This window comes from Brevibacillus sp. BC25, assembly GCF_000282075.1.
Lineage (GTDB): Bacteria > Bacillota > Bacilli > Brevibacillales > Brevibacillaceae > Brevibacillus.
The window spans coordinates 24169-34850 of record NZ_AKIX01000047.1 but is presented as its reverse complement, the minus strand read 5'-3'; the positions used below and the strand labels follow the sequence as shown (position 1 = coordinate 34850).

Genomic DNA, 10682 nt, shown 5'->3' with positions numbered 1-10682 from the left:
GAAGCGGCTACCACTTTTGCGTTTCCCCGCAAATCCCTTCGGAGCGGACAGTCTTATCCCCCAGCAGGACGGAGCCTGGAGCCTAGCCTGGAAATATTCTTCTCTCCACTACAGCAACATGTAACTGAAAAAAGGCGTGCATTCCGGATCACCGGTGCACGCCTTTTCTATTGCAAACAATTAGGAGAAGAAGAACTTCTTCACTGCATGTTTGGTTGTTTCTTTGTTCATGTGAGCGATCGAGGTTGTCAGCGGAATGCCTTTTGGACATGCTTGTACGCAGTTTTGCGAGTTACCGCAATCACCGATACCGCCATCTTCCATCAGAGCTTCCAGACGCTCATGCTTGTTCATCATACCCGTTGGATGTTGGTTGAACAGACGAACCTGCGAAATCGCGAACGGTCCGATGAACTCAGCCTTTGCATTCACGTTCGGGCAAGCTTCCAAGCAAACACCACACGTCATGCACTTCGAAAGCTCGTACGCCCATTGACGCTCAACTTCCGGCATGCGAGGACCTGGTCCCAGATCATGCGTACCATCGATTGGAACCCACGCTTTTACGCGTTTCAGCGCATCGAACATGCGGCTGCGGTCAATCGACAAGTCACGTTGTACAGGGAAGGTGCTCATTGGCTCAAGACGAATCGGCTGTTCCAGTTTATCAACCAGTGCCGAGCACGCTTGGCGCGGTCTTCCGTTAATAACCATCGAGCACGCACCGCATACTTCTTCCAAGCAGTTCGATTCCCAGTTTACTGGAGACGTTTTTTGACCTTGTGCGTTGAGTGGATTACGTTGAATCTCCATCAAAGCACTGATCACGTTCATACCAGGACGGTAAGGGATTTTGAACTCTTCCTTGTACGGAGTGCTGTCAGGGCTATCTTGACGAGTGATAATCAAATGAATCAATTTTTCTGCCATGATCAGTTTCCTCCTCTCTTATTTCTTGTCAGACGTATAGTCACGTTTACGTGGTGCGATCAGGGATACGTCGATGTCTTCATAGTAGATTTCAGGCGCAGTCGTTTCAGCATTGTACTTCGCCATTGTCGTCTTCATGAAGTTCTCGTCATCACGCTCAGGGAAATCAGGCTTGTAGTGAGCACCGCGGCTCTCGTCGCGCTTGAGCGCACCGATCGTGATCGCGCGGGACAGTGCGAGCATGTTCCAGAGATGACGGGTAAACGCCGCACCTGAGTTGCTCCATTTATTTGTATCGTTGATGTTGATTTTCTTGTAGCGTTCCATCAGTTCAACGATCTTATCATCCGTTTTTTGCAGACGGTCGTTGTAACGTACTACCGTTACGTTGTCAGTCATCCACTCACCCAGTTCCTTGTGGATCAGGTAAGCATTTTCTGTTCCGTCCATTTTCAGGATGCTGTCGTATTTCGCTTGCTCTTGGCTAGCAAAACCATCGAAGAGCGTGGAAGACAGATCATCAGAGGATTTGTTCAAGCCTTTGATGTATTCGATTGCTTTTGGACCTGCTACCATACCGCCGTAGATCGCGGACAGGAGGGAGTTCGCACCCAAACGGTTTGCACCGTGCTGAGAGTAATCGCACTCACCTGCTGCAAACAGACCAGGGATATTGGTCATTTGGTTGTAGTCTACCCACATACCGCCCATGGAATAGTGAACCGCAGGGAAAATCTTCATTGGAACTTTACGTGGGTCATCCCCAACGAATTTTTCGTAAATCTCGATAATACCGCCCAGTTTTACATCCAGTTCTTTTGGATCTTTGTGGGACAGGTCGAGGTATACCATGTTTTCGCCGTTGATACCCAGCTTCATATCTACGCAAACGGAGAAGATTTCGCGAGTCGCGATGTCACGCGGAACCAGGTTTCCGTATGCAGGGTATTTATCTTCCAGGAAGTACCAAGGCTTACCGTCTCTGTACGTCCATACACGGCCACCCTCACCACGAGCAGACTCGGACATCAGACGCAGCTTGTCGTCGCCAGGGATTGCAGTTGGGTGAATTTGGATCATCTCACCATTGGAGTAGATAACCCCTTGTTGATACGCCGCAGACGCTGCTGTACCTGTATTGATAATCGAGTTCGTCGATTTACCGAAGATGATACCAGGTCCGCCTGTTGCCAAAATAACGGCATCCGCACGGAAGGATTGAATTTCACCGGAACGCATGTTTTGCGCAGTAATCCCGCGACAGGTTCCTGTATCGTCCAAAACGGCTCCGAGGAAATCCCAATATTCGTACTTGGTTACCAGACCTTCAGCTTCATAGCGGCGTACTTGTTCGTCCAATGCGTACAAGAGCTGTTGTCCAGTGGTCGCACCCGCAAAAGCGGTACGGTGATGTTTGGTTCCCCCGAAACGACGGAAGTCCAACAGACCTTCTGGCGTACGGTTAAACATAACGCCCATACGGTCCAACATATAGATGATACCAGGTGCTGCATCGCACATTGCTTTAACTGGCGGTTGGTTTGCCAAGAAGTCTCCGCCATATACTGTATCGTCGAAGTGCTCCCATGTGGAGTCGCCTTCCCCTTTGGTATTTACCGCCCCATTAATACCGCCCTGCGCACAGACAGAGTGGGAACGTTTTACCGGAACCAGGGAGAACAGCTGAACAGGAACGCCTTTTTCTGCTGCTTTGATGGTAGCCATCAAGCCGGCCAAACCTCCACCGACAATGATCAGTTTACCTTTTGCCATGAGTTTTGTCCCCCTATCCCTACAAAATGAAAGCCGACATCGCACGCAAGCCGATGAAGGTTACAATTACGAATACGCCCAAAGTCAGGAATGTTGCAATACGTTGGGAACGCGGCCCAACTGTAATTCCCCAGTGAACCAGGAACGACCACAGTCCATTGGAGAAGTGGAAAGTCGTGCTAATAATCCCGATTGTGTAGAATACGATCATTGCAGGACTGCTCAAAATGTTTGCCATCATGTCATAATCCACGTGTGCACCCAGTGCTTTTTGGATACGGGTTTCCCAAACATGCCAAACAATAAAAATGAGGGTAATGACTCCTGTAACGCGTTGCCACAAGAACATTTGGTTTCGGAAGTAACCGAAGTTCCCTACGTTATGCTTCGCTTGGAACGCAATGTAGAGACCGTAAACTGCGTGAAACAGGATCGGGAGGTAGATCAAGGCAAATTCAAGTACTAACAGAAATGGAAGGCTTTCAATGAAGCCTACTGCCTGGTTGAAAGCTTCAGGTCCACGAGTCGCTTGATAGTTGGCGGTCAAGTGGAACACGAGGAAGAGCCCGATCGGAAACAAACCAAGAAGTGAGTGTAGCTTGTGACTGAGAAAGCTATGGCCTTTCGCCATACAATGGTCCCCCTTTCAATGTATGTAACTCTCAATTCTGTGAAAAACATCAAGCATCACCGCAAGCGGCCCAAAACGGTTTTCGACCGTTTTGATAGACCTTTCCCCAATATCCTAACCCATTGCCTCACCCATTAGACATAGCAAAACCGCCACGATCATTTTATGAAGAGCATCTTGACGCTGTTCACAAAAAGACTGCGTTTGCTAGATCATATGAATTTGTCGGAATGTGTCAAAATTCGAGAAAAAGTTGGGCAAAACTTTGACCAAATCCAATTGTACTCTTGTCGACACAGAGCGTCAAGACAATCAATGTACTAAATACATTGATAGAATAACTTTGTTTAGTCTAGCTATTTTTTCTATTACGATGTCATGAATTTGAGCCCCTCCTCATAATCTAGTACAGACAGGAGGGAAGCACATATGAAAGAGAAGGATCAGCTTGCAGCACTGTTGCCGCCGGAGACCATTCCCTATGCGGAAAGAATGAACATGCCCTATCTTGGCTATCATCTTCTACGCGAAACGCTGACCAGCACCCTGCTAGGTGATAGTGAAAACCATATTCTCTATTGGATAGGAAAAAATATGGGCCGCCAAATCCCTATTCAATCTGCAACAGGCCCGATTATGCCTTTTATTCGGCTCGGATTAGGCCAGTTAGACGTCGTAGAGGAGACCGGGCAAACTATCGTCTATTCGCTCACTCATTCTATTTTTAGCTATCAGTCTATAGAGAGACTAGGATGCAGTCTTTCTTTTGAGGCTGGGATCATAGCTGGTATGATTGAGCAGTGGAAAGAAAGAGAAACATTCAGCAAAATCGAAATGGAAAGCCCTTCAGACATTCGGATATCTGTGCAAGTAGCATCATGAAGAAAATGCTCCCTCTACCTGTAACAAAGGGAGAGGGAGCATCCATCCATGTTTTATACTCCGTGCACGACCGCGGTTTCCTCGACATCCAGACCATATGCCGAATGAAGACTGCGAACAGCCAGCTCCGTCAAGGCTGCTGGAATGACGCAAGAAACTTTGATATCAGACGTAGATACCATTTTAATAGAAATTTCTTTTTCTGCCAGGACGCGGAACATTTCGGCAGCTACCCCTGGATTGTTGATCATACCCGAGCCAACAATCGATACCTTGGTCAAATCTTCCTCGAAATCGACCTTTTCAAAGCCAAGCTCGGTTTTGTTTCTGTCCAGCGTATCCAGTGCTTTTTTCAGGTCATCCGCTGCAACGGTAAAAGAAATGTTCGTAACAGACGCATCATAGGAGCTTTGGATAATGATATCGACGTTCACCTGATTGTCCGCCAGCGTATTGAACAGACGGGAGAGCGTCCCGACCTTGGCAGGCATGCCGACAACCGTGATTTTGGCTACATCTTCATCGTGTGCAACTCCACTTACTACTCTTCCTGTTTCCATGTTGGCAACCTCCTCAACGTACGTACCATCTTCGGCAGTAAAGCTGGAGCGGACGACCAGCCTTACTTTGTATTTTTTCGCAGCCTCTACTGACCTTGGATGAAGAACCCCTGCACCGAGGTTCGCCAGCTCCAGCATCTCATCATACGAGATCGTATCCAGCTTACTCGCAGCTGGAACCATTCGCGGATCAGCTGTGTACACCCCGGACACGTCCGTAAAGATTTCGCATTTCTCAGCGTTCAAGCTCGCTGCGAGTGTAACCGCAGATGTATCCGATCCACCGCGGCCGAGCGTCGTAATTTCACCTTCGTCACTGATCCCTTGGAATCCTGCCACGATCACCACACGGCCACGGCCGAGCTCGGATTGAATTCGCTCTGGATCAATCTGCTTGATCCGTGCTCTTCCGTGAATCGCCTCCGTAGTGATTCCAGCCTGCCAGCCCGTAAGAGAAATGGCGTCGTAGCCTTTTGTATGCAAGGCCATCGACAAAAGCGCGATCGATACCTGCTCCCCCGTGGTCAGCAGCATATCCATTTCACGCTCGGATGGGTATGCGCTAATCTGCTTGGCCATGTCTACCAACACGTCAGTAGATTTCCCCATTGCAGAAACAACGACTACCACATCATGCCCTTCCTCTTTGTAGCTGATAATTCGATCCGCAACTCGTAAAATTCGCTCAATGGTACCTACAGAGGTGCCTCCGTATTTCTGCACGATCAACCCCATGCGGCTTCTCTCCCTTTTTCTCATATCCAATGTTGGTATTTATCTCGTATCGTATGGTTTTTCACTATTCTCTCTATAAGGAAAAGTCTTACATTTTTATTTTACAAAAAAGGCACCGACAAGGAATAAGACCTGCCGCTGCCTACTGTTTCGACATACCGGTTCCTCCCTCCCCATACACGCGGACAACGAAGATTGATAGTAAACACCATCAAAACTCACATTGACACACCGTGAGATAGCTCTCCATCTGACAATTGGTCATTGTGCAGATGACAGTCCTGCATTTGTTCAACGCAGACCCAGCATGGAGAAAAGCGGGTTTCCCTCCACACTTCGGCGAATTCCCCTTTCCCGTCCCCTTCACAGATACCCGATCTCAGGGTGGTACTCTTGGTTTTCGCGCCTCTACCTCACTCCATAATGGAAGTGAGGCTAACTATTCTGTTTGAATCGGATTATATCATGAGTCTAAAAATGGATCAATTCCTTTTTAGAGGTTGTTCCAAAAGTTACATTTGCTATGTGTCCAGCTTGCGCAGATGCCCGATGATTTCTTTTGCCAGCTTGTCGCCGATCCCTAATTGACGGAAGTCTTCAACGGTCGCCTCGCGCATTTTTTTCAACGAGCCGAAATGAGAGAACAACAGCTTGCGTCGTTTCTCACCGATACCCGGGATCTCATCCAACTGTGAGGAGAGCATCGTTTTCGTCCGGGATTGTCTGTGGAACGTAATAACAAATCGATGGACTTCATCTTGGATGCGCTGCAACAAATAAAACTCATAGCTATCCCGTCTAAGATTTACAGGCTCTGGCGGATCTCCGTACATGAGCTGAGCAGTGCGGTGTTTCTCGTCCTTCGCGAGTCCACAGACGGGAATATAGAGGCCCAGCTCGTTTTCCAGGACGTCCATGGCCGCACTGATTTGGCCTTTTCCACCATCGATCACAATCAGATCGGGCATCGGCTGGTTTTCTTTCAGCAGGCGAGAGTATCGACGGCGAACGACTTCGCGCATGGAGCCGTAATCATCTGGTCCCTCGACGGTTTTAATCTTGAATTTGCGGTATTCCTTTTTGTCAGGGCGGCCGTCTGTAAACACAATCATCGCAGACACCGGCTCTGTTCCCTGAATGTTGGAGTTGTCAAACGCTTCAATTCGATGAGGAACCGGAATTCCTAAAATGTGACCGAGATTGTGTACCGCTTGGACCGTACGTGCATCGTCCTTGGACATCAGCGCGAACTTCTCTTGCAAAGCAATACGGGCGTTTTCGGTAGCCATCTTCACGAGCTCATGCTTTTTGCCTCTTTTGGGAGCGTGGACTTTGATGCCCAGCCACTCACTCAAAAGCTCCGGTTCACTCTCTTCCGGGAGCAAAATTTCTTTTGGCAGCGCATTTTGCTTGTCGTAGTAGAACTGGCTCACATAAGACATGAAGTCTTCGATTTCGCTACCATAGTATGGAAAGGAAGTCGTCTGACGCTCGATCATCTTCCCTTTTCGCATATAGAACACCTGAATGCACATCCAGCCTTTTTCCACAGCAAACCCGATAATGTCGCGGTCTACCGTATCAGTGAACGTGATCTTCTGCTTCTCCATCACCGCTTCGATGCTCTTGATCTGATCGCGGTATTCCTTGGCGCGTTCGAACTCCATATTCTCTGCGGCTTGCAGCATTTTTTCCGTGAGGGTTTGCTTCATTTCCTCATGGCCACCATCGAGGAACCGGCTGATTTCGTCCACCAAACGCTGATTTTCCTCTGCCGATACCTCGTACACACAGGGCGCTAGACATTGTCCTAAATGGTAGTAAAGACAAACCTGCTTGGGCATGTTGCGGCATTTGCGCAACGGATAGAGGCGATCCAGCAGCTTCTTCACCTCGGAGGCATCTCCCGCATTCGGATATGGACCGAAATACTTGGCTTTATCTTTTAATACCTTACGGGTAATCTCCAGGCGTGGCTGCGCTTCATTCGTAATTTTGATGTACGGATACGTCTTGTCGTCGCGGAGCATGACATTGTAACGCGGGTCGTGCTCCTTGATCAGGTTGCACTCGAGGATGAGCGCCTCAATCGCTGAGGATACCACAATGTACTCAAAGTCCACGATCTCACTGACCAACAGCTGCGTCTTCCCGTTATGACTGCCTGTAAAATAAGAGCGGACGCGGTTTTTCAGCACCTTGGCTTTTCCTACGTAAATGATTTCCCCGCTCGCATTTTTCATCAGGTAGCAGCCTGGCTTATCTGGCAGGACGGCCAGTTTATCTTTTAAGGAGCTGTTCATGGCTGCTCCCTCCTCTTTGCTCTATATCTGTCTTGTATCTATTTGTTCTTGTGGATTGGCTTTTCCAATACATACAGTTCATCTTCTAAGGAACTCATTCGTTCCACCAGCAGCTTGCGGCTGTCTTGTACCCCTTGATTGTAATAGAAGGGGCCGAGCTCCTTTGAAAAAAAGGCAATCAACTCTTCCGTCTCCAAATTGCCGAGTGTCTCCGACCGTTCTTCAATAAAATAGCGCTGTACTTGATGAACAAGATATTCCATTTGCTCTCTCGTCAATTTGGTTGGCATCGTATCCGGCTTCCTTCCCTTTTTCTCATCATAAGAGAATATACGTTCTATCCTTCATAGTACCATGGAATCAATACGAAAAAAACTGCCGCCTCATTCCATAGCGACAGTTTTTTATAGGCAGACCTAATGCTTGCGACCGCCCAAATATGCTTCTTTTACACGCTCGTCGTTTAACAATGCTTCTCCTGTGCCGTCCAATACGATTTGCCCTGCCTCCAGTACATACCCGTAATCAGCGATTTTGAGGGCCTGTTTGACATTTTGCTCCACAATGAGGACGGTTGTACCTTCCGCATTGATTTCTTTGATCACCTTGAAAATGTCCGCCACCACGATGGGAGCCAAGCCCATCGACGGCTCGTCCAAAAGCAACAGCTTTGGTCGAGACATCAATGCGCGGGCAATGGCTAGCATTTGCTGCTGACCGCCAGACATCGTCCCTCCCAATTGAGAAAGCCGTTCCTTGAGGATAGGGAACCAGCTCATCATCTTTTCCATGTCATCCTTGATGCCTTGTGCATCGTTGCGCTGGAAAGCACCCATCTCCAAGTTTTCCAGCACGGTCATCTTCCCGAGGATCGCACGCCCTTCTGGTACCAAAGCCAGCCCAGCTTTTACGATTTGATGAGGTCTCGAACCTTCTATACGTTGACCACAAAACGCAATCGTCCCTGCTTCTGGCTTCAGTTGACCTGCGATCGTACGCATCGTTGTGGTTTTGCCCGCACCGTTCGCCCCGATTAGCGAGACGATTTTGCCCTCAGGCACGTCCAGCGTGATCCCACGAATTGCCTTGATTTGACCGTAGGAGGTCGTCAAGTTTTGTATGTTCAGCATCTTATTCGTCCTCCTTGCCGAGGTAGGCTTCAATCACATCTGGATTGTTTTGTACCTCTGCCGGGGTGCCGTCAGCAATTTTGACCCCAAAGTTGATACATACGACCTTTTCACACAGGTTCATGACCAATCCCATATCGTGTTCGACCAACAGGACCGTCGTCCCGTCATCGCGAATTTTTTTGACCAGTTCCATGAGTGCTTTCGTCTCGGTCTCGATCATTCCGGCAGCAGGCTCGTCCAAAAGCAAAAGCTTTGGCTCAGTAGCCAGTGCCCGTGCAATCTCCAGACGCCGTTGTTGACCGTAGGCCAATGTATCAGAGCGCACATCAGCAATGTCAGACAAGCCTACGAATTCGAGGAGTTCCTCTGCTTTTTTGGTAACCGCCTTTTCTTCCGCACGTTGTCCCGGTGTTTTCAAAAGGGAAGCCCAGAAGCCCGCCTTCATGCGCGAATGGCAGCCTACCTTCACGTTGTCCAGCGCACTCATGTGACCGAAGAGGCGAATATTTTGGAACGTCCTCGCAATCCCCATTTCAGTAATTTTGTTCGGCGCTATTCCATTTAGTTTTTGTCCGGCAAAAGAAAAAGTACCCGTCGTTGGTTCGAATATACCCGTTGCCATATTGAAAATGGTCGTTTTCCCCGCACCATTCGGACCAATCAAGCCGACAATTTCGCCCTCTCCGACAGAAAAAGAAACGTCACGAAGAGCGGTGATGCCGCCAAAGCTTTTTCCTACGTTCGCAAGTTCCAGCAACATCTTATACTCCCCCCTTCGCTTCCTTATCCGATGACTTGCCCCGACGACGCTTGAACAGCTTCTGGAACGTATCGGCACCGATCAAGCCATGAGGACGGAATGCCATTACACCGACCATGATCAAACCGTACATGAGCATTTTGTACTCGGCCAAACCACGCAGTACCTCCGGCAGTGCCGTGAGAACCAAGGCACCAAACAGCGGCCCCCATACGACTTCGCTGCCTCCGATCACAGCATAAGACAGAATCTCTACGACTTTATGATAGTTAAAATCATCTGGCGTAATGGTCGTCGTAATGTGGGCGAACAATCCTCCACACACCCCTGCCAAAATTGAACCGATCACAAAAGCAAGCATTTTATAATAGTTGACTTGCAATCCCATCGCTCGTGCCGCCGTTTCATCTGCTTTGATCGCTTCAAAAGCACGCCCCAGACGCGAACGGTTCAGACGCAGCGTCAGGAAAAGAACGAAGGCAAACAGGAGCAGCATAAAAACAAAGGTCGATAATGACTTCATTTGCATGACCGAAATACCAAAGGTTTGCGCTTTTAACCCCATTGCTTTTTCAAAATCGTACAAGTAATTGCCAATTGATTGAAGTCCGGTCAATCCGAGGGCTCCATTCGTAATTTCCATATTAAGAAAAATTACGCGGATCACTTCACCAAAGCCAAGCGTAGCAATTGCCAGGTACAAGCCATGGAGCTTCAATGTCGGAGCACCGATCAAGAGTGCAATCAGCCCTGCCGCCAGTCCTCCGATCAAGATGGCGATAAACAGAGGCATGTCCGCTTGCTTTGTCAAAATACTCGCCGTAAAAGCACCAATGCTCATAAAGCCAGCATGTCCCAAGGAAAGCTGGCCCGTCGAGAGCGTAATGTAAATACTGATCGCTAAAATACTGTTTAACAAAATAAAAGTCAGTACCTGTAAGTTATATGGATTGAGAATGTCCAATGTCTGCACCT

Annotated in this window: 10 protein-coding genes and 1 riboswitch; of the genes, 1 reads left to right on the top strand and 9 read right to left on the bottom strand. The window is 48.5% G+C overall.

All coding sequences use genetic code 11. The annotated features are described in order from the left end of the window. Window positions 1-180: 180 nt before the first annotated feature. From sdhB to PMI05_RS13860, 3 genes are read right to left on the bottom strand one after another with little or no spacing between them, the layout of a single operon-like run. Complete coding sequence (gene sdhB, locus PMI05_RS13870; protein WP_007722466.1) at window positions 181-930, bottom strand: succinate dehydrogenase iron-sulfur subunit; 750 nt, start codon at window positions 928-930, stop codon at window positions 181-183. Window positions 931-948: 18 nt separating this feature from the next. Continuing rightward, a complete protein-coding gene (gene sdhA, locus PMI05_RS13865; RefSeq protein ID WP_007722462.1) occupies window positions 949-2703 on the bottom strand; it encodes a succinate dehydrogenase flavoprotein subunit in 1755 nt (584 codons plus the stop codon). A 19-nt stretch (window positions 2704-2722) separates the two neighbouring features. After that, the gene (locus PMI05_RS13860) at window positions 2723-3334 is read right to left on the bottom strand and encodes a succinate dehydrogenase cytochrome b558 subunit (protein WP_007722458.1); all 612 of its coding nucleotides are present in this window, start codon (window positions 3332-3334) and stop codon (window positions 2723-2725) included. A gap of 429 nt (window positions 3335-3763) precedes the next feature. On the opposite strand from PMI05_RS13860, the gene PMI05_RS13855 reads away from it, so the two are divergent. Beyond that, window positions 3764-4216: a YslB family protein gene (locus tag PMI05_RS13855; RefSeq protein WP_007722454.1), complete on the top strand. Its 453-nt coding sequence runs from the start codon at window positions 3764-3766 to the stop codon at window positions 4214-4216. A 53-nt stretch (window positions 4217-4269) separates the two neighbouring features. On the opposite strand, the gene PMI05_RS13850 is transcribed toward PMI05_RS13855, so the two are convergent. The 6 genes from PMI05_RS13850 to PMI05_RS13825 form a co-directional block, all read right to left on the bottom strand. Beyond that, complete coding sequence (locus PMI05_RS13850; RefSeq protein WP_007722452.1) at window positions 4270-5511, bottom strand: aspartate kinase; 1242 nt, start codon at window positions 5509-5511, stop codon at window positions 4270-4272. Between the two features lie 231 nt (window positions 5512-5742). Continuing rightward, window positions 5743-5930, bottom strand: a riboswitch (Lysine riboswitch). Window positions 5931-6032: 102 nt separating this feature from the next. Beyond that, window positions 6033-7814 (bottom strand): excinuclease ABC subunit UvrC, encoded by a 1782-nt coding sequence (gene uvrC, locus PMI05_RS13845; protein WP_007722450.1) that lies wholly within the window; start codon window positions 7812-7814, stop codon window positions 6033-6035. Window positions 7815-7852: 38 nt separating this feature from the next. Beyond that, window positions 7853-8104, bottom strand: a complete 252-nt coding sequence (locus tag PMI05_RS13840; RefSeq protein ID WP_007722446.1) for a DUF2164 domain-containing protein — start codon at window positions 8102-8104, stop codon at window positions 7853-7855. A 126-nt stretch (window positions 8105-8230) separates the two neighbouring features. Next, complete coding sequence (locus tag PMI05_RS13835) at window positions 8231-8944, bottom strand: ABC transporter ATP-binding protein (protein ID WP_007722439.1); 714 nt, start codon at window positions 8942-8944, stop codon at window positions 8231-8233. Window position 8945: 1 nt separating this feature from the next. Then, complete coding sequence (locus tag PMI05_RS13830) at window positions 8946-9707, bottom strand: ABC transporter ATP-binding protein (RefSeq protein WP_007722436.1); 762 nt, start codon at window positions 9705-9707, stop codon at window positions 8946-8948. Window position 9708: 1 nt separating this feature from the next. Next, complete coding sequence (locus tag PMI05_RS13825; protein WP_039960761.1) at window positions 9709-10680, bottom strand: branched-chain amino acid ABC transporter permease; 972 nt, start codon at window positions 10678-10680, stop codon at window positions 9709-9711. Window positions 10681-10682: the final 2 nt, after the last annotated feature.

What these genes read in the sequence shown, in the direction of transcription:
- PMI05_RS13835 (WP_007722439.1), bottom strand. Translation starts at nt 8,944, where the DNA reads ATGCTGAACATACAAAACTTGACGACCTCCTACGGTCAAATCAAGGCA.
- PMI05_RS13860 (WP_007722458.1), bottom strand. Translation starts at nt 3,334, where the DNA reads ATGGCGAAAGGCCATAGCTTTCTCAGTCACAAGCTACACTCACTTCTT.
- uvrC (WP_007722450.1), bottom strand. Translation starts at nt 7,814, where the DNA reads ATGAACAGCTCCTTAAAAGATAAACTGGCCGTCCTGCCAGATAAGCCA.
- sdhA (WP_007722462.1), bottom strand. Translation starts at nt 2,703, where the DNA reads ATGGCAAAAGGTAAACTGATCATTGTCGGTGGAGGTTTGGCCGGCTTG.
- PMI05_RS13850 (WP_007722452.1), bottom strand. Translation starts at nt 5,511, where the DNA reads ATGGGGTTGATCGTGCAGAAATACGGAGGCACCTCTGTAGGTACCATT.
- PMI05_RS13830 (WP_007722436.1), bottom strand. Translation starts at nt 9,707, where the DNA reads ATGTTGCTGGAACTTGCGAACGTAGGAAAAAGCTTTGGCGGCATCACC.
- PMI05_RS13840 (WP_007722446.1), bottom strand. Translation starts at nt 8,104, where the DNA reads ATGCCAACCAAATTGACGAGAGAGCAAATGGAATATCTTGTTCATCAA.
- sdhB (WP_007722466.1), bottom strand. Translation starts at nt 930, where the DNA reads ATGGCAGAAAAATTGATTCATTTGATTATCACTCGTCAAGATAGCCCT.
- PMI05_RS13855 (WP_007722454.1), top strand. Translation starts at nt 3,764, where the DNA reads ATGAAAGAGAAGGATCAGCTTGCAGCACTGTTGCCGCCGGAGACCATT.